The organism is Herbaspirillum sp. alder98 (genome assembly GCF_020179755.1).
In the GTDB taxonomy this organism is placed as follows: domain Bacteria; phylum Pseudomonadota; class Gammaproteobacteria; order Burkholderiales; family Burkholderiaceae_D; genus Herbaspirillum.
This window is the reverse complement of record NZ_JAIUCY010000003.1, coordinates 146,432-163,046: the sequence shown is the minus strand read 5'-3', so window position 1 is coordinate 163,046 and position 16,615 is coordinate 146,432. Positions and strand designations below refer to the sequence as shown.

The 16,615-nt window shown below is 63.3% G+C and carries 18 protein-coding genes; 11 read left to right on the top strand and 7 right to left on the bottom strand.

The window, feature by feature from the left end; genetic code table 11:
• Nucleotides 1–31: 31 nt before the first annotated feature.
• From LBW87_RS08670 to LBW87_RS08655, 4 genes are all read right to left on the bottom strand, one after another.
• Nucleotides 32–1,228, bottom strand: coding sequence for a serine hydrolase domain-containing protein (locus LBW87_RS08670; protein WP_225201049.1), 1,197 nt, complete (start codon nucleotides 1,226–1,228; stop codon nucleotides 32–34).
• A 10-nt stretch (nucleotides 1,229–1,238) separates the two neighbouring features.
• Nucleotides 1,239–1,982, bottom strand: a complete 744-nt coding sequence (queC, locus tag LBW87_RS08665) for a 7-cyano-7-deazaguanine synthase QueC (protein WP_225201048.1) — start codon at nucleotides 1,980–1,982, stop codon at nucleotides 1,239–1,241.
• 61 nt (nucleotides 1,983–2,043) lie between these two features.
• A complete protein-coding gene (locus tag LBW87_RS08660) occupies nucleotides 2,044–2,811 on the bottom strand; it encodes a DUF3108 domain-containing protein (RefSeq protein WP_225201047.1) in 768 nt (255 codons plus the stop codon).
• Between the two features lie 75 nt (nucleotides 2,812–2,886).
• Nucleotides 2,887–3,996, bottom strand: coding sequence for a DUF3108 domain-containing protein (locus LBW87_RS08655; RefSeq protein WP_225201046.1), 1,110 nt, complete (start codon nucleotides 3,994–3,996; stop codon nucleotides 2,887–2,889).
• A gap of 122 nt (nucleotides 3,997–4,118) precedes the next feature.
• Here LBW87_RS08655 and LBW87_RS08650 point away from each other — a divergent pair, with 122 nt between their 5' ends.
• The 4 genes from LBW87_RS08650 (at nucleotide 4,119) to rfaE2 (ending at nucleotide 7,904) form a co-directional block, all read left to right on the top strand.
• The gene (locus LBW87_RS08650; RefSeq protein WP_225201045.1) at nucleotides 4,119–5,453 is read left to right on the top strand and encodes a branched-chain amino acid ABC transporter substrate-binding protein; all 1,335 of its coding nucleotides are present in this window, start codon (nucleotides 4,119–4,121) and stop codon (nucleotides 5,451–5,453) included.
• A 34-nt stretch (nucleotides 5,454–5,487) separates the two neighbouring features.
• The gene (locus LBW87_RS08645; protein WP_225201044.1) at nucleotides 5,488–6,294 is read left to right on the top strand and encodes a PhaM family polyhydroxyalkanoate granule multifunctional regulatory protein; all 807 of its coding nucleotides are present in this window, start codon (nucleotides 5,488–5,490) and stop codon (nucleotides 6,292–6,294) included.
• Nucleotides 6,295–6,445: 151 nt separating this feature from the next.
• Nucleotides 6,446–7,303 carry a ferritin-like domain-containing protein gene (locus LBW87_RS08640; protein ID WP_225201043.1) on the top strand — a complete coding sequence of 286 codons (858 nt, stop codon included), beginning with the start codon at nucleotides 6,446–6,448 and terminating at the stop codon, nucleotides 7,301–7,303.
• Between the two features lie 118 nt (nucleotides 7,304–7,421).
• Nucleotides 7,422–7,904 (top strand): D-glycero-beta-D-manno-heptose 1-phosphate adenylyltransferase, encoded by a 483-nt coding sequence (gene rfaE2, locus LBW87_RS08635; RefSeq protein WP_225201042.1) that lies wholly within the window; start codon nucleotides 7,422–7,424, stop codon nucleotides 7,902–7,904.
• Between the two features lie 29 nt (nucleotides 7,905–7,933).
• Here the strand turns inward: rfaE2 and LBW87_RS08630 are convergent, their stop codons facing one another.
• Entirely contained in the window at nucleotides 7,934–8,449 is a 516-nt protein-coding gene (locus LBW87_RS08630; RefSeq protein ID WP_225201041.1) for a copper chaperone PCu(A)C, read from the bottom strand.
• Nucleotides 8,450–8,643: 194 nt separating this feature from the next.
• Here LBW87_RS08630 and LBW87_RS08625 point away from each other — a divergent pair, with 194 nt between their 5' ends.
• The 4 genes from LBW87_RS08625 (at nucleotide 8,644) to LBW87_RS08610 (ending at nucleotide 12,521) form a co-directional block, all read left to right on the top strand.
• Nucleotides 8,644–9,624: an ABC transporter substrate-binding protein gene (locus LBW87_RS08625; protein WP_225201040.1), complete on the top strand. Its 981-nt coding sequence runs from the start codon at nucleotides 8,644–8,646 to the stop codon at nucleotides 9,622–9,624.
• A gap of 138 nt (nucleotides 9,625–9,762) precedes the next feature.
• Nucleotides 9,763–10,734 (top strand): ABC transporter substrate-binding protein, encoded by a 972-nt coding sequence (locus LBW87_RS08620; RefSeq protein WP_225201039.1) that lies wholly within the window; start codon nucleotides 9,763–9,765, stop codon nucleotides 10,732–10,734.
• A gap of 97 nt (nucleotides 10,735–10,831) precedes the next feature.
• A complete protein-coding gene (locus tag LBW87_RS08615) occupies nucleotides 10,832–11,725 on the top strand; it encodes an ABC transporter permease (RefSeq protein ID WP_225201038.1) in 894 nt (297 codons plus the stop codon).
• A 1-nt stretch (nucleotide 11,726) separates the two neighbouring features.
• Entirely contained in the window at nucleotides 11,727–12,521 is a 795-nt protein-coding gene (locus tag LBW87_RS08610) for an ABC transporter ATP-binding protein (protein ID WP_225201037.1), read from the top strand.
• 51 nt (nucleotides 12,522–12,572) lie between these two features.
• Here LBW87_RS08610 and trmL read toward each other — a convergent pair whose 3' ends face one another.
• On the bottom strand, nucleotides 12,573–13,055 hold the full coding sequence (gene trmL, locus LBW87_RS08605; RefSeq protein WP_225201036.1) for a tRNA (uridine(34)/cytosine(34)/5-carboxymethylaminomethyluridine(34)-2'-O)-methyltransferase TrmL: 483 nt from the start codon (nucleotides 13,053–13,055) through the stop codon (nucleotides 12,573–12,575).
• 30 nt (nucleotides 13,056–13,085) lie between these two features.
• Nucleotides 13,086–13,934 (bottom strand): ComF family protein, encoded by an 849-nt coding sequence (locus LBW87_RS08600; RefSeq protein ID WP_225201035.1) that lies wholly within the window; start codon nucleotides 13,932–13,934, stop codon nucleotides 13,086–13,088.
• Nucleotides 13,935–13,999: 65 nt separating this feature from the next.
• Between LBW87_RS08600 and LBW87_RS08595 the strand changes: the two genes are divergently transcribed.
• The 3 genes from LBW87_RS08595 to coxB all read left to right on the top strand — a co-directional run bounded on the left by LBW87_RS08595 (nucleotide 14,000) and on the right by coxB (nucleotide 16,596).
• Nucleotides 14,000–14,941: a methyltransferase domain-containing protein gene (locus tag LBW87_RS08595; RefSeq protein ID WP_225201034.1), complete on the top strand. Its 942-nt coding sequence runs from the start codon at nucleotides 14,000–14,002 to the stop codon at nucleotides 14,939–14,941.
• A gap of 264 nt (nucleotides 14,942–15,205) precedes the next feature.
• The gene (locus tag LBW87_RS08590; protein WP_225201033.1) at nucleotides 15,206–15,427 is read left to right on the top strand and encodes a DUF2244 domain-containing protein; all 222 of its coding nucleotides are present in this window, start codon (nucleotides 15,206–15,208) and stop codon (nucleotides 15,425–15,427) included.
• Nucleotides 15,428–15,435: 8 nt separating this feature from the next.
• The gene (gene coxB, locus LBW87_RS08585) at nucleotides 15,436–16,596 is read left to right on the top strand and encodes a cytochrome c oxidase subunit II (RefSeq protein WP_225201032.1); all 1,161 of its coding nucleotides are present in this window, start codon (nucleotides 15,436–15,438) and stop codon (nucleotides 16,594–16,596) included.
• Nucleotides 16,597–16,615 lie beyond the last annotated feature (19 nt).

Here is a 16,615-nt window from a genome sequence, read left to right as displayed (position 1 = left end):
GATGGTCGGCTTTCTTCATGAATACCTCGAATCAGTTCGGTTTCAGTCCGGCTATCACATGGCTCAGTTGGCGCATGGCCAGCAGGGTCTCGATCTCGTCCTGCTCGACCCCGTGGTCGCTCAACTTGACGATCACCGTGTGCGTGGCCGGATTGACGTAGACATATTGCCCGAACACGCCGATGGCTGAAAAATCGCGATCGCCGGCATTGCCGGGCGGTATCCACCAGCCATCGCGATAGGCCAGTTTCTGTTCGCCGTTGATGACCTGGCGCGGCGTGTCGGCCCATTTGGCGCTGACGACCTGACGGGTCCCGGCGCGACCTTCATCGAGGTACAGCAGCCCGAGCCTGGCGAAATCACGTGCCGTGGTATTGATGCAGCAGAAGGCCTTTTCGATCCGGTGAGCGTCGCTGTCGACGCTCCAGGTGGCGTCCTGCTCCATACCCAGCGGTTGCCACAACGTTTCGCGGGCGTAGGCCGACAGGCTCTTGCCGGTGGCGCGCGCCAGCACCCGCGACAATACCAGGGTGTCGACGCTGCGATATTCCTGCCGACTGCCGGGCGCAAAGCGCAAGCCTTTGCGGCGGGCGATGAAACTGCCCAGGTCACGGCTCAGGTACATGCGCACCACCGGCGAGGTGAGCGAGCCGCCGTAGCGTTCGTCGACATCGATGCCGCTTCGCATATCGAGCAATTGGCCGATGGTGATGTCGGCGTAGGCGGGGGATATTTCGTCGCGGCCCAGGTAGGTGCTGATCGGGTCATCGAGCGACTTGATGCGGCCTTCGGCCAGTGCCGCGCCGGTCAGCGTGGCCACGAACGACTTGGCCACCGAGAACGAAGCGAAGCGCGAGTTGGCGTCGAAGCCGGCAGCGTAGTGCTCGAAGGCGATTCGGCCATCCTGGATCACCACCATGGCGCGCGTATGCGTGACGTCGAGAAAGTCTGCCAGTCCGATGTCGCTGCCCTTGGACCACGGCAGCCGCAGGCCATCGACGGCTTGCGGTTGCAGCGCCAGCGCGCGCGGCTGGGACGAGCGCGCCAGCGGCACGGCGTCGTACAGGCGCCAGGTCTGGCTACGCGGGGTGAGGTCGAATTGCAGGTCGAACAGCACCGGCAGGCTCGGCAGGTCGGCCTGGCGCCGCGCGATTTCGGCGCCCCCCAGCAGCACCAGCAGTGCAGCGGCGAGGTAACTGGCGCGTCTTGCGAAGGTCTTGTTGGTCATGCCGAGCGCATCAACCCGCGTGCTGCAGGTATTGGCGATAGCCGCGCGCGCGCAGTTCGCAGGCGGGACACTTGCCGCAGCCGTGGCCCCAGTCGTGCAGCGCGCCGCGCTCGCCCAGATAGCAGGTGTGGGTGTCGGTGCGAATCAGGTCGACCAGGGCGTCGCCACCCAGGGAATGCGCCAGCGACCAGGTTTCGGACTTGTCGATCCACATCAGCGGCGTCTCGATCTTCAGTTGCGTGGCCATGCCCAGGTTGAGTGCGACCTGCAAGGCTTTCATGGTGTCGTCGCGGCAGTCGGGATAGCCCGAGAAATCGGTTTCGCACATGCCGCCCACCAGCACGTTGAGGCCGCGCCGATAGGCCAGCGTCGCAGCCACCGTCATGAACATCAGGTTGCGGCCGGGTACGAAGGTGTTGGGCAAGCCGTTGTCCTGCATCGCGATCTCGACATCGCGCGTGAGCGCGGTGTCTGAAATGGAGCCGATCAGCGACAGGTCGATCATGTGATCTTCGCCCAGGCGGGCAGCCCATTCGGGCGAGAAGGCGCGGGTCTTTTCGAGCAGGGCCGGGCGAACCGTCAGTTCGACCGCATGGCGCTGGCCGTAGTCGAAACCGATGGTCTCGACGCGTTGATAACGTGACAGCGCCCACGCCAGGCAGGTGGTCGAATCCTGGCCGCCCGAAAACAGCACCAGGGCGCTTTGGGTCTTCAGGGTGGGGGCGATGGGCGTGTCGGCGACGGAGCTGGGCATGGTTTTCTCGTACGGATATGGCCGCCAGCGCCGATGTGGCGCCGGCTAGGGCTGGCGAAGCTTAGTTGGTTTTCTTGAGCGAATCCAGTACCTGCTCGATATAGTCGCCGTCAGGATCGGTGAAGCGCAGCTTGACCGGATACCACTCCATGGAGGGCGCCAGCCAGATGTCCAGTTTCTGGCCCTGGTTGTCCGGCGGCGGGGCGCGGAACACGTGCACCGCCTCGGTTTCGCCCTGCGCGGTACGGATCTTTTCCCGGCCGACCACCTTGAAACTCCACTGTTCGGCGTCGCGCGGGCCGGCCACGAAGAAATTCCATTCCGAATTGGTGGTCATGTGCGCCGCATTGGCACGTGCCACGGCCACCAGTTGCCAAGTGATGCCGGTGCGGTCCTGTTCGCCGCCCTGCAACGGGAAGCTGTCGGCTGATTGGGTGAAGGTGATCTTGTTCTGTTCACGATTGAATGTGGTGGTGCTGGGATCGCGCCGCAAGCGCTTTTCGACGAAGCGCTCGGGAGCCAGCCCGAAGCCATCGATCTGGCCTTCGCTGCTGGTTTCAAGAATCTTGCCCAGCAGCATGGCGCGGGTTTCGGTGGTGACGCTGTAGGTGGTCTTGCTGTGGGTCCATTTCACCAGCCCTTGCCCCTTCAGTTCGAGGCCGCTTTGCTTGGCCTGGATCGTGTAGCTGAGCTCAGCCGGGGGCGGCAGGTTGACCGCGCGTTTCTCGGCTGGATGGGGGGCGTCGGCGGCCTGGGCGCTCGCCAGGGCCAGCAGGCCCGTCAAAGCCAGCGCGGCGCTGTGGCGAATCAGTGCAGAGGTTTTTGTCATGGCGAACTCTTGTCTGGTTAGTCTTGGATGAAGGCATTGTGCCGTAAATGAAGGACCGGCCTGGTCGCGCTGAGTTCAGCGCTTGATCCGGGACAGCGACATCTCGAGGTAGTCGCCGTCCTTCTTGGTGTCGGTATAGCGCAGCCGCACCGGGTACCACTCTTGCTGGGGCGAGAACCAGATGTCGATGCGTTGATCGTAGGAGCCGGGCTTGGGCATGCGTACCACATGCCAGGTCTGGACGGTTCCGGCCGGCACCTGGATTTGTTCCTGCCCCAGCACCTGGACCCGCCACAGTTCGCCGTCGCGAACGCCGGCGACGAACAGGTCGATCACGGCGTCTGGCCGGTAGCGGGCGGCGTCGCCGCGCCCGATGGCGGACAACTGCCAGATCAGGCTGGCGCGGTCCTGCTCGCCGCCGCTGCGCGGGTAGCTTTCGGAAGACGACGAAAAATTGATGATATTGCGCTCGCGGTTGAAGTGCGTGTTGGTGGCCGCGCGGCGCATGCGTTTTTCGGTGTAGAGCTCGGGCGAGACGCCCCAGTCGTCGATGGCGCCGCTGCTGCTGAAGTTGAGAAACGTGAACAGGAAGTCCTCGGCCTTGCCGTCCAGTTGGTAGGTCTTGCCGTCGGTCTTCCAGTCCAGCGTGCCGTAGCCGTGCACGGGCATCTGGTTGTAGCTGGCCAGCACGTCGTATTCGAGGCGCGCAGTGGGGGGCGGGTCGGTATCGTAGTGGGTGCCGCCGGGCGGCTCGGCGGCGGCCGTGGTTTCGGCGGGTGTCGATGGTTCCGGCGTTTCGGGTGTTTCGGGCGTGCCGGCCGCTGCCGGGGTGTTGCTTCCCGAGCTTGCCAGGGAGGGGGCAGGCATGCTCACCACGGTCTCGCGGATCGGTTCGTCGGGCGGGTCGATGGAGGACTCACGGCTGCCCCGCGGCGGGCGTGGCGATGCTTTGGGCGCGGGCTTGGCACGCTCTCGCGACGCACGCAGGCTGGGCAGCGACACCGGTTGCTGCGGTGGCGCGACCGGTTGCAGGGTGACGGTGATGGCGGGCGCGTCTTGCGTGACGGCGGTGGCGATCAGGTGCTGCCGGCCCCAGTTCACCAGGAACAGGTGCAGGGCCAGCGCCAGCACGATCACCACCAGCGCGCGACGCCAGCGACCAGGACGGCGGAAAGCTTGTGACATGACCGAAGTGTAGCGCAAGCCCTTCGCACCCGGGCCAACTCTGCCGTTGGCGGTGGGCCGGGCGGGAGGACGTACAATGCGTCTTCCCTGCGGCCGAGTACCGCCTTCTACACAGGAAACCGATGACGCAATCGATGCAACGAGCAACGCAAGAATCGACGCAACAACCAACCTGCCTGCGGGCACTGGCAAGACTGGTGGCCTTGACGGCGCTGGTGCTGCACGCTGCGGCGCAGGCCGCCACTCCGGCTGCCACGCCGATTCGCATCGGCATGATCGATGGCTTGTCGGGCCCCTTTGCCAATGCCGGTGAAGCGGTGGTGCGCAATATCGGCTACGCCATCGACCAGGTCAATGCCCGTGGCGGCGTCAAGTTGCCGGACGGTCGCCATCCGTTGCAGTTGAGTACCTTCGATAACAAGCTGGGGGTGGAGGATTCGCTGGTGCAGTTGCGGCAATTGACCGACCAGCGGATTCCCTTCGTGATCGAAGGCAACAGTTCGGCGGTGGCCGCCGCATTGATCGACGCCGTCAACAAGCATAACCAGCGCGAGCCGGCCAACCGGGTGCTGTTCCTGAATTATTCGGCGGTCGATCCGACGCTGACCAACGAGAAGTGCAGTTTCTGGCACTTCCGCTTCGACGCCAGCGCCGACATGCGGATGCAGGCGCTGACCGAAGCCATCAAGGCCGATCGCACCACGCATCGGGTCTACCTGATCGGCCAGGACTACAGCTTCGGACGCCAGGTGGCCAAAGCCGCGCGCGAGCAGATCACCGCCAAGCGTCCCGATATCGCCATCGTCGGCGACGAGTTGCATCCGATCGGCAAGATCAAGGACTTCGCCCCCTACATCGCCAAGATGAAGAGCGCCGGTGCCGATGCCGTCATCACCGGCAACTGGGGCAACGACCTGACGCTGCTGGTCAAGGCTGCCAAGGACGCCGGCTTCAACGCCAAGTTCTATACCTTCTATGCCAATAGCCTGGGCGCACCTGCCGCCATTGGCGAGGCCGGCGTCGGCAGCGTGCGGGCGGTGGCCGAGTGGCATCCCAATGCCGGCACGGGCGCCGCCGATTCGCCCAGCGACGTGTTCTACCAGAAATATCGCCAGCGTTATCCCCAGCCCAAGGATGATTATCTCTATCTGCGCCAGCATGTCATGATCGAGATGCTGGTGGCGGCCATCGAGAAGGCCGGCAGCACCGAGGCCAAGGCGGTTGCAACCGCGCTGGAAGGCGCGCATTATCAGAGCGCATTTCATGATGCCACCATGCGCGCGGCCGACCACCAGTTGATCCAGCCGCTGTATCTGATGCTGATGCAGCGCGCCGCCAGCGGCGGTATCCGCTTCGATAACGAAGGCAGCGGCTACGGTTTCAGGACCGAGCGCTTCATTCCGGCCGAGCAGACCGTATTGCCGACAACATGCAGGATGCAACGCCCGCCACGCTGAAGGCGGACGATAATAACTACCCACAGGAGCCTCAATGCTGAATCACGACAAGATGCCGGGTGCCGGCTCGGCCGCCGATACGATCGATTTCATGAAGCAGATGTGGGGGAGTGTCGGCACACCGCCGATGATGATGCCTTCGCTGTCGGTTGAAGATATCAACAAGAAGATCTCCGATCTGAAGACCGTGGCCTCCTGGCTGGAGCTCAATCTCAACATGCTCAAGGGCACGATCCAGACGTTCGAGGTGCAAAGTGCCACCTTGTCGACGCTGCAGGCGATGAGCGCCATCATGGCCTCGAAGGGGGGCGACAGCGAAGCCGCAGCCGCCTCGGCCGCGCCTAGCTTTCCGTTCGGTTTCCCGATGTGGCCCGGCGGCGCGCCAGAGGCGGCGGCGCCAGCTGAACCGGAGCCCGAGCCCGAGGCCGCCGAGCCACCTGCCGACAGCGCGCAGGCCGAGCCCGAGTTGCCGCCCAGCCCGGATCTGCAGGCGGCCATCGGCAACCCCACTGCATGGTGGAATCTGCTGCAGGATCAGTTCAAGCAGGCGGTCGACAATGCCATGACCCACGTCCAGCCCGAGCCGGATGCGGCACTCAAGCCGACCCGGACGCGTAGCGAAAAAAAGACAACCGCGCCGAAAGCGGCCAAGAGTGTCGCGAAAAGCACCATCAAGCCCTCTGCCAAGTCTGTAACGCCTGCTAAAAATCCACAAAATACTGTTATTTCTAGCTCAACAGTCGGTAAGCAGCGTAAAGTAACGAAAAATGCCAGCCCCTCTGGACGCACGGGTGCTGTACAATCCGGGCACAACAAGAAGCCAGCCTCCCGCAAGCCATAGTCCCCCCAATCCACGCAACGCCGACTGCCAGGGCCTTCCCGGTTCAGGTGAGCAGGATTTGTCACATGCATGACATGTGCGGGACATAGTATGGGGAAGGTTGAATTTCCTTGTTAAAATCAAACACTTAACGCAAATAGGCAAACCGATAATGCTGTACCCAGAATTGTTCAAGTCGCTCGAGCAGGTCCGCTGGAATATGGATAAGGATATTCCCTGGGACCAGTTCGACCCTACGCTGCTGACCGACGAGCAGGCGCAGACCATCCGCATGAATGCCATCACGGAATGGTCGGCCTTGCCCGCCACCGAGATGTTCTTGCGTGACAACCGTGGTGACAGCGATTTCTCGGCCTTCATGTCGGTCTGGTTCTTTGAAGAACAAAAGCATTCGCTGGTGTTGATGGAATACCTGCGTCGCTTCCGTCCCGAGCTGTGCCCGACCGAAGCCGAACTGCACAATGTGCGTTTCGAATTCGATCCGGCGCCGCCCCTCGAGACCCTGATGATGCACTTCTGCGGCGAGATCCGTCTGAACCACTGGTACCGTCGTGCCGCCGAATGGCATACCGAGCCGGTGATCAAGCAGATCTACAAGATCATCAGCCAGGACGAGGCGCGCCATGGCGGCGCCTACCTGCGCTACATGAAGAAGGCGCTCACCGAAGTGGGCGACAAGGCGCGTGCCGCCTTCGCCAAGATCGGGGTCCTGATGGCATCGGCGCGTCGTACCGAAAAGCCGCTGCACCCGACCAACCTGCACGTGAACCAGGCGCTGTTCCCCAACGATACGGTGCAAAGTCGTCTGCCGGATCCGGAATGGCTCGAGCAATGGCTCGATACCCAGATCAAGTTCGACGGCGAATGGGAAAAGAAGGTGGTCGATCGCATTCTGCACAACATGTCGTTGCTGTTCGAATGCACCTTCGAGACGGTCCAGGACCTGAACCGCTATCGCAAGGAAGTGGCGGCACGCATGCTGGCGGCCAGCCAGCCCGCAGCCGTCTGAGCTGGTCGGTGATGGGCCTGCCGCGGCAGGCGCCGATCCGCTAAAATCGAAAGCCGCACATCCGTTGCGGCTTTTTTTTGTTGCACAGATTCAACCCGATTACAGGATCACCGCCCCCATGGCCGATTTCGAAGACAAGGTATGTACCCGCGACCAACTGCAGCAGCGCGTTGCCAGCCTGCCACAGCCGGTGGTGATGACCAATGGCGTGTTCGACATCCTGCACCGTGGCCACGTCACCTACCTGGCGCAGGCGCGCGCGCAGGGCGCCTCGCTGGTGGTGGCGGTCAATACCGACGCCTCGGTCAAGCGCCTGGGCAAGGGCGACGACCGGCCCATCAACACCTGCGACGATCGCATGGCCGTGCTGGCCGCGCTCGAATCGGTGTCGCTGGTGGTGGCGTTCGATGAAGATACGGGACTGGAGTCGGTGCAGCAGGCACGCCCGCAAGTCTATGTGAAGGGGGGCGACTACGATATGGCCGCCATCCCCGAGGGGCAGGCCGTGGCGGCCTATGGCGGCCAGGTGCTGGCGATTGCCTTCGAGCATGACCGCTCGACCACCAAGCTGCTGGCCAAGGTGCGCAAGCTGGCAGGCTGAGTCAACGCATCAGCCCGCCAGGCCCGGCATCAGTGATGCGCGTGGCCCTTCATGTCGTCCTTGCCGGCGGCAGCACCTGCGGCCAGGTCTTCGACATTGATCGTCACATCCACACGGCCGGCCTTTTCGAATGTCAGCGTCAGCGGCAGCTTGTCGCCCGCCTTGAGCGGTTTGGTCAAGCCCATCAGCATGATGTGATAGCCGTTACCCGGTTGCATGGCGATCTTCTGGCCCGGCTTGATCTCGAGTCCGCCATCGACTTCGCGCATCTTCATCACATTGCCTTCCATGGCCATCGTATGGATTTCGGTGGTCTTGGCGGCAGGAGTGGATAACGCCACCAGGCGGTCGGCCGCGGTGCCCTTGTTTTCGATGCTGAGATAGGCGCCGCCGGCGGGTTGGCCCGGCACCGTCGCCCGCGCATAGGGGTGACCGATGTCGAGCTTGCCGACATGATATTCGTGGGCCTGCGCCAGTGCCGGCGCGGCCAGAGCCGCAACTGCCAGCGCCAGTGCTGCGGCGCCTTGCTGGATGAACTGCTTCATGTGCATTCCTTTGTATTGTTCTGTGACGCGCCTGACAGACGCCGGGCGATTATATCAACTGCGGCAACAGCACCGATTGAGCCTGGACGTGGGCTCCAGCCCGGCAATGACGCTGCGCAAATTGATTGTTGGGGTGCGCTAGGCTAGACTTACCCACTTTTCGCCCATTGGCCACCACTTTCAAGAGGCAATCCATGTCCTACTCAAGCAAGATGACACTGCGCGCACTGGTCGGCGCACTGACCCTGGCAGCCGTCTGTACCGCGCCCGCGATGGCGGCGGACAAGTCGGTGGCGGTCACCGCGATTGTCGAACACCCCGCGCTGGACGCGGTGCGTGATGGCGTCAAGGATGAACTGAAGGACGCCGGTTTCGAAGCCGGCAAGAACCTGAAGTGGGATTACCAGAGCGCCCAGGGCAATACCGGCACCGCGGCCCAGATCGCCCGCAAGTTCGTCGGCGACAAGCCGGATGTGATCGTGGCCATCGCCACACCGTCGGCGCAGGCGCTGGTGGCGGCCACCAAGACCATCCCGGTGATCTATTCCGGCGTGACCGATCCGGTCGCCGCGCAGCTGGTGAAGGACTGGAAGGCGTCGGGCACCAACGTCAGCGGCGTGTCGGACGTGCTCGAACTCGACAAGCAGCTCGAATTGATCAAGAAGATCGTGCCCGCCGCCAAGCGCGTGGGCATCGTCTATAACCCCGGCGAAGCCAATTCGGCGGTGGTGGTCAAGGCATTGAAGGAACTGCTGGGCAAGTCCGGCATGACCCTGGTCGAAGCAGCAGCCCCGCGTTCGGTCGATGTCGGCACGGCCGCCCGCAGCCTGATCGGCAAGGTCGATGTGATCTATACCAATACCGACAACAACGTGGTGTCGGCCTATGAAGCGCTGGTGAAGGTGGGTAACGACGCCAAGATCCCGCTGGTGGCCTCCGACACCGACAGCGTCAAGCGTGGCGCCATCGCCGCACTGGGCGTGAACTACTACGACCTGGGTCGTCAGACCGGCCAGGTGGTGGTGCGCGTGCTCAAGGGTGAAAAGCCGGGCGACATCGCCTCGGCCACCAGCAGCAAGCTGGAACTGTTCGTCAACACCGCCGCAGCCCAGAAACAGGGCGTGACGCTGTCGCCCGAACTGGTGAAGTCGGCCAAGACGGTCATCAAGCAATAAGTTAAAGTAGCGCCTGCCGCGACCGGCCACGGTGGCGGCAGGGAAGAGTTTTGCCGGGATTGATCGCGTCAAATTCACGATAAGGGGCCAGGCGACACCGTTGCCCAGGCCACGACACCACTGAAAGAGGAGAGGACCGTGTTTAAGTTATCCACATCGTTGCGCGCCATTGCAGGCGCGCTGGCGCTGAGCGCCGTTTGCGCCGGCGCCCTGGCGGCCGAGAAGGTGGTCGCCATTACCTCATTCGTCGAACACCCGGCGCTTGACGCCGTGCGCGACGGCACCAAGGATGAACTGATCGCCGAAGGCTTCGAGCCCGGCAAGAACCTCAAATGGGATTTCCAGAGCGCGCAGGGCAACGCAGGCACCGCTGGCCAGATCGCCAAGAAGTTCGTTGGTGACAATCCGGATGCCATCGTGGTGATCGGCACCCCTTCGGCGCAGCCGATGGTGGCCTCCACCAAGACCATTCCGGTGGTTTACTCGGCCATTGCCGACCCGATGGCCGCGCAACTGGTCAAGGACTGGAAGCCTTCCGGCACCAACGTCACCGGCCTGTCGCACATGCTGGATCCGGTCAAGCAGGTCGAGATCATCAAGCGCGTGGTCCCCAATGCGAAGCGGGTCGGTATCGTCTACAATCCGGGCGAAGCCAATTCGGTCTCGGCACTGAACAACATCAAGGGTGAACTGCAAAAGCAGGGCATCACGCTGGTCGAGGCCGCTGCGCCCCGTTCGGTCGATGTGGGACCTGCCGCCAAGAGCCTGATCGGCAAGATCGACGTGATGTACAGCACCACCGACAACAACGTGGTCTCGGTGTTCGAGTCGCTGGCGAAGGTCTGCAACGACGCCAAGATCCCGCTGATCGCGTCCGACACCGGCAGCGTCAAGCGCGGCGCGGTAGCGGCCCTGGGGGTGAACTTCTATGACCTGGGTCGCCAGACCGGGAAGGTCGTGGCACGCATTCTGAAGGGCGAGAAGGCGGGCGACATTGCATCGTCGACCAGCAAGAATCTGGAGCTTTACGTCAACACGGCAGCGGCCCAGAAGCAGGGCGTGACGCTGACCCCGGAGTTCCTGAAGTCGGCCACCAAGGTCCTGAACTAAAGACGGGCGCCCGCCCTGGCGGCGGGCCCCGAGCAGAAGACATTCGGCATTTGCGTGGGACGCCAATGCCGAATGTGTTTTTTTTGAAAGTCCTGTCATGTCGCTGTATACCCTGTGGGGCGCGCTTGAGATCGGCCTGATCTTCAGCCTGGTCGCCCTCGGAGTGCTGATCTCCTTCCGCATTCTGGTCTTTCCCGATCTCACCGTGGACGGCAGTTTCCCGCTGGGCGGTGCGGTCGCCGCGACCATGATCGCGGCCGGTTTCGATCCCTTCCTGTCGACCTTCGTGGCGATCCTGGCCGGTGCGCTGGCCGGTTTCATCACCGCCTGGCTCAACGTGCGCCTGAAGATCATGGATCTGTTGGCCAGTATCCTGATGATGATTGCGCTGTACTCGATCAACCTGCGGGTGATGGGCAAGCCGAACATTCCGCTCATCTCCGAGGCGACCATCTTCACCGTGCTGCAGCCGGAGTGGATTCCCGATTTCATCGCCCGTCCGCTGATCCTGCTGATCGTGGTCACTGGCGTGAAGCTGTTGCTGGACTGGTTCTTCTCGTCCGAGATCGGCCTGGCCATGCGCGCCACCGGCGCCAACGCGCGCATGGCGCGGGCCCAGGGCATTGCCACCGGTCGCGCCACGCTGGCCGGCATGGCGCTGGCCAATGCGCTGGTGGCATTTGCCGGCGCGCTGTTTGCGCAGACCCAGGGCGGCGCCGATATCTCGATGGGCATCGGCACCATCGTCATCGGCCTGGCGGCAGTGATCATCGGTGAAAACATCCTGCCGGCGCGGCGCCTGGTGTGGACCACGCTGGCGGTCATCCTGGGCGCGATCCTGTATCGCTTCTTCATTGCGCTGGCGCTCAACAGCGACTTCATCGGCCTGCAGGCGCAAGACCTGAACTTGGTCACGGCCGTGCTGGTGATGCTGGCGCTGGTGCTGCCGATGGGCAAGCGCAAGCTGAAATTGTTCAAGAAGGGAGCCTGAGATGTTGAAAGCCAATGATCTCAAGATCACCTTCAATCCCGGCACGCCAATTGAAAACCCGGCACTGCGCGGGCTGTCGCTGGAGATTCCGACCGGCCAGTTCGTGGCGGTGATCGGTTCCAACGGCGCTGGCAAGTCGACCTTCCTCAACGCCATCTCGGGCGATCTGCTGATGGACTCGGGCAAGATCGAGATCGATGACGTCGACGTCACCCGCAAGCAGGCGTGGGACCGTGCCGGGCTGGTCGCACGGGTATTTCAGGATCCGATGGCCGGCACCTGCGAAGCCCTGACCATCGAAGAAAACATGGCGCTGGCGATGGCGCGCGGTCGTCGTCGCGGCTTCAACTTTGCCATTCGCGGCAAGATGCGCGAACTGTTCCGCGAAAAGCTGGCGATCCTCAACCTGGGCCTGGAAAACCGCCTGACCGACCGCATCGGCCTGCTGTCCGGCGGCCAGCGCCAGGCGGTCAGCCTGTTGATGGCATCGCTGCAGCCGTCGCGCATCCTGCTGCTGGACGAGCACACCGCCGCGCTTGATCCCAAGACGGCCGCCTTCGTGCTGGAACTGACGGCCAAGATCGTCTCCGAGAGCAAGCTCACCGCCATGATGGTGACGCACAGCATGCGCCAGGCGCTGGACTATGGCGACCGCACCGTGATGCTGCACCAGGGCCGCGTGGTGCTGGATGTCGCTGGCCCCGAGCGTGCCGGGCTGGATGTGCCGGACCTGTTGCGGATGTTCGAGCAGACCCGAGGCGAAAAGCTGGCCGACGATGCCTTGCTGCTGGGCTGAGCGAGGCCTGGCAGGCTAAAAAAAACCGGCTCTTCGTGAGCCGGTTTTTGGTTAACTTCCGCCGTCGTAGCCGTTCTGTCGCCAGGCTTCGTACACCACCACGGCTACCGTATTGGACAGGTTCAGGCTGCGGTTGTCGGGCCGCATCGGCAGCCGGATGCGCTGGCTGGTAGCGAACGACTCGCGCAGCTCGGGTGCCAGGCCACGGGTTTCGGCGCCGAACACGAAGGTGTCGCCGGGTTTGAAGGCCAGTCCTGCGAAGGGCGTCGAGCCATGGGTGGTCAGGGCGAACATGCGGGTGGGATCGAACAGCGGATCGGCGCGACGGGCCGCGAGAAAACGCTCCCAGTCAGGGTGCACCTGCATGGTGGCGTAGTCGTGGTAATCGAGCCCGGCGCGGCGCATCTTGGCGTCGTCGAGCGGAAAGCCGAGTGGTTCGATCAGGTGCAATTGGGCGCCGGTATTGGCGCACAGGCGGATGATGTTGCCGGTGTTGGGCGGGATTTCGGGTTCGACCAGTACGACGTGAAACAAATGCTTCTCCAATGAATGACGGGTTGCGGCTTACAACGCCAGGGTGCGCGCGAAGACCAGGTTGGTCACGCGCTTGGCGCCATGGCGCTTGAGGATGATGGCCACTTCGTTGAGCGTCTGGCCGGTGGTCATGACGTCGTCGACGATGCCCACGTGGCGACCCTTGACGTGGTCCGCCAGTTGATAGGGCAGGGCAAAGGCATTGCGCGTGTTGCGCGCCCGGGCCGTCAGCGGCAGGCCGGATTGCGCCTGGGTGTCGCGCACCCGCTCCAGCAGTTGTGGCTGCAAGTCGATATCGAGCAGGCGTGACAGCGGCCGGGCAATCTCCAGCGCCTGGTTGAAACCGCGTTCGCGCAGGCGCGCCGCGCCCAGCGGCACCGGCGCCAGCATGGTCGGCAGCGGCAGCTGGATGTCGCTGCCCGGCAACGGGTCGCGCAGCGCCGCATGGCGGATCAGGTCCGCCAGCAGGGGCGCCACCCGCAGATCGCCGCCGAATTTCAGCGCCAGCGCCATCTGGTCGGCCGGGCCAATGTAGTCAGTGGCGACGATGGTGGCATCGAATGCAGGCCGGTCCTTGAGGCAGGCGCCGCAACGCGGATCGCGCCCGGTCACCGGCATGGGCAGCGCGCATTGCACGCAACGCCGATGCTGGCGCGTGAAAAAGCGCTGGCGGCACGGCGTGCAGAGGGTGTCGTGCCCATCCTGGCCGCACAGCACGCACGTCGAGGGCAATAGTCGCGGCACCCGCGCCAGCGTGCGCCACAACCAGTGGCGGGCAGGCTTGGCAGTCGCCTTCTGCGCGGCATTCAGGCGCGCGGCCCTGGCCGCAGCCAGTGTCGGTTTGGCGGGTGGTGCCGGCTTGTGCGGTTTGGTGACCATGGTGCGCCCGGGGAAAAAGGATTTCGACTAAACTACGCGCAATTATCTCACCTGTCCCGCCGCCGATGTCCGTTGCCCCACCTTCCGCCAGCGCCAAGCTCAGCGCGCCGATCGACCTGCCTCTGGTGCGTCGCCATTTCGGACAGCCCCAGCGGGTCGCCGAATCCGACTTCCTGCGGCGCGAGGTATCGAACCGGATGCAGGAGCGGCTGGCGCTGGTCAAGATCGAACCGCGCCAGGTACTCGATGCCGGCTGTGGCGAAGGCGCCGACCTGCCGGTGTTGCAAAAGCGCTATCCGCAGGCGCAGGTGCTGGGCCTGGACGGCGCGCTCGGCATGCTCGATGTGGCGGCACAGCATCAACGCAGCGCGCAATCGTCGCTGGACCGCCTGTTCGGATCAGTCAACCGCTGGTTGGGCACCCCTGCTTCCAGCGGCCCCGAGCTGGTGTGCGGCGATTTTGCCCAGTTGCCGCTGGCGCCCAATAGCCTCGACCTGGTCTGGTCCAATCTGGCCGTGCACTGGCATCCGCAGCCGGACCGGGTGTTTGCCGAATGGCGTCGCGTGCTGCGGGTCGAAGGCCTGCTGATGTTTTCCTGCTTCGGGCCCGACAGCCTGCGCGAGGTGCGCACCGCCTTCGAGTCCATCGACCTGGCGCCGCACACGCTGCCGTTCGTCGACATGCACGATTTTGGCGACATGCTGGTCAACGCCGGCTTCTCGACCCCGGTGATGGACATGGAAACCATCACCGTCACCTATGCAACGCCGCGACGCCTGCTGGCCGACGTGCGCGCCTGGGGTGGCAATCCACTCGAGACCCGGCGCCGGGGGCTGCTCTCGCGCAGCCAGTACCAGCGCTTGTTGCAATCTTTCGAGGCCATGCGCGGCAGTGACGGCAAGATCCCGCTGACCTTCGAGGTGGTGTATGGCCATGCCTTCCGTCCGGTGCCGCGCACCACGGCGGCGGGCGAATCGATCATCCGTCTGGATTTTCCCAAGAAGTAAGCACTGCCAGGTGGGACAGGGTTAACGCACCAGTTGTGCACCAGTTGTGCAACAGTTGTCGGAACGTCACTGTGGGGCTGCCAGAAGCCTGCTTGATCGTTCGCGGCGTTACCCCTTATACTCAAATGGTTAAAAATATAAAGAGCCGCATAGCGGACACTGCGGGCGCCAACGCACACGCATGGTCCACTGGTGGTTCGACCACGAGACACGCTCGACCGACTATCATGCTGGCGAGGTGCTATGGAGACGCGGGAATGGATATTGAAGCGCAATTGCTCGATTGCGCCACGCCGGCAGGCGTGGGTCACCGCAATTTTCTGTACCGTATCGCTGACGAACCTGTCGGCGTTCTTCGTCCAGGGGGCCTGGACCATCCTGATCGTTACCGTCGCTGAAATGCGCTGCGTCCGGCGTTGCTGCTGCCTGCACGCCGATACTCGGGGCCGCTCGACCAACCAGATTCTTGTCATCCCGGGCTTTTGAGGAAATCCATGAAACATGCGAAGCGCCTTCAAACCTTGACCCTCGGAGCATCACTGCTGACGCTGGCCTTCCCGGCCCTGGCAGTGGTCGACAGCCAGGGAGGGCCGGCAGTGAGGCAGATGAACTTCCAGCCGCCCGTCACCCGCATCGCCGAACAGATCTACGACCTGCACACCCTGATGCTGATCATCTGCCTGGTGATCTTCGTGGCGGTGTTCGGCGTGATGTTCTATTCGATCCTCAAGCACCGCAAATCGCTGGGGCACAAACCGTCGACCTTCCACGAGAGCACCTACGTCGAGATTGCCTGGACCGTGGTGCCGTTCCTGATCGTCATCGGCATGGCGCTGCCGGCCACCAAGACCGTGGTGGCGATGAAGGACACCTCCAATGCCGACATCACCATCAAGGTCACCGGCATGCAGTGGAAGTGGGGTTACGACTACCTCAAGGGGGAAGGCGAGGGGATTTCCTTCCTGTCCAACCTGGCCACGCCGCGCGAGCAGATCACCGACGCCAGCATCAAGAAGAATGACAACTACCTGCTGGAAGTCGACAACCCGGTGGTGGTGCCGGTCAACAAGAAGGTGCGCATCGTCACCACCGCCAATGACGTGATCCATTCGTGGACCATTCCGGCCTTCGGCGTGAAGCAGGACGCGATCCCCGGCTTCGTGCGCGACACCTGGTTCCGGGCCGAGAAGATCGGCACCTATCGTGGCCAGTGCGTGGAACTGTGTGGCAAGGACCACGCCTTCATGCCGATCGTGGTCAATGTCGTCAGCGACGCCGACTACAAGAAGTGGGTGGAAGAAAAGAAGAAGGAAATGGCAGCCAATGCCGATGATCCGAGCAAGACCTGGACCATCGACGAACTCAAGCAGCGCGGCGAGAAGGTCTACGTGGCCAACTGCGCCGTGTGCCACCAGGCCAATGGCAAAGGTTCTCCCGGCACCTTCCCGGCGCTCGATGGCGATCCGGTGGTCAACGGCCCGCGCGCGGCCCAGATCAATGTGGTCCTCAACGGCAAGAATGCCATGCCGCCCTGGAAGGGCGTGTTGAACGACACCGAAATCGCCGCCGTGATCACCTATACCCGTAACAGCTGGTCGAACAAGGCGCAGGAAAACATCGTCCAGCCGGCAGAAGTCGTGGCCAGCCGCAAATAAACGAATACGACGCGCACAC

Bases quoted from the DNA above. Each gene is read 5' to 3' on its own strand.
- LBW87_RS08670 (WP_225201049.1), bottom strand. From the start codon at position 1,228: ATGACCAACAAGACCTTCGCAAGACGCGCCAGTTACCTCGCCGCTGCA.
- queC (WP_225201048.1), bottom strand. From the start codon at position 1,982: ATGCCCAGCTCCGTCGCCGACACGCCCATCGCCCCCACCCTGAAGACC.
- LBW87_RS08660 (WP_225201047.1), bottom strand. From the start codon at position 2,811: ATGACAAAAACCTCTGCACTGATTCGCCACAGCGCCGCGCTGGCTTTG.
- LBW87_RS08655 (WP_225201046.1), bottom strand. From the start codon at position 3,996: ATGTCACAAGCTTTCCGCCGTCCTGGTCGCTGGCGTCGCGCGCTGGTG.
- LBW87_RS08650 (WP_225201045.1), top strand. From the start codon at position 4,119: ATGACGCAATCGATGCAACGAGCAACGCAAGAATCGACGCAACAACCA.
- LBW87_RS08645 (WP_225201044.1), top strand. From the start codon at position 5,488: ATGCTGAATCACGACAAGATGCCGGGTGCCGGCTCGGCCGCCGATACG.
- LBW87_RS08640 (WP_225201043.1), top strand. From the start codon at position 6,446: ATGCTGTACCCAGAATTGTTCAAGTCGCTCGAGCAGGTCCGCTGGAAT.
- rfaE2 (WP_225201042.1), top strand. From the start codon at position 7,422: ATGGCCGATTTCGAAGACAAGGTATGTACCCGCGACCAACTGCAGCAG.
- LBW87_RS08630 (WP_225201041.1), bottom strand. From the start codon at position 8,449: ATGAAGCAGTTCATCCAGCAAGGCGCCGCAGCACTGGCGCTGGCAGTT.
- LBW87_RS08625 (WP_225201040.1), top strand. From the start codon at position 8,644: ATGTCCTACTCAAGCAAGATGACACTGCGCGCACTGGTCGGCGCACTG.
- LBW87_RS08615 (WP_225201038.1), top strand. From the start codon at position 10,832: ATGTCGCTGTATACCCTGTGGGGCGCGCTTGAGATCGGCCTGATCTTC.
- LBW87_RS08610 (WP_225201037.1), top strand. From the start codon at position 11,727: ATGTTGAAAGCCAATGATCTCAAGATCACCTTCAATCCCGGCACGCCA.
- LBW87_RS08600 (WP_225201035.1), bottom strand. From the start codon at position 13,934: ATGGTCACCAAACCGCACAAGCCGGCACCACCCGCCAAACCGACACTG.
- LBW87_RS08595 (WP_225201034.1), top strand. From the start codon at position 14,000: ATGTCCGTTGCCCCACCTTCCGCCAGCGCCAAGCTCAGCGCGCCGATC.
- coxB (WP_225201032.1), top strand. From the start codon at position 15,436: ATGAAACATGCGAAGCGCCTTCAAACCTTGACCCTCGGAGCATCACTG.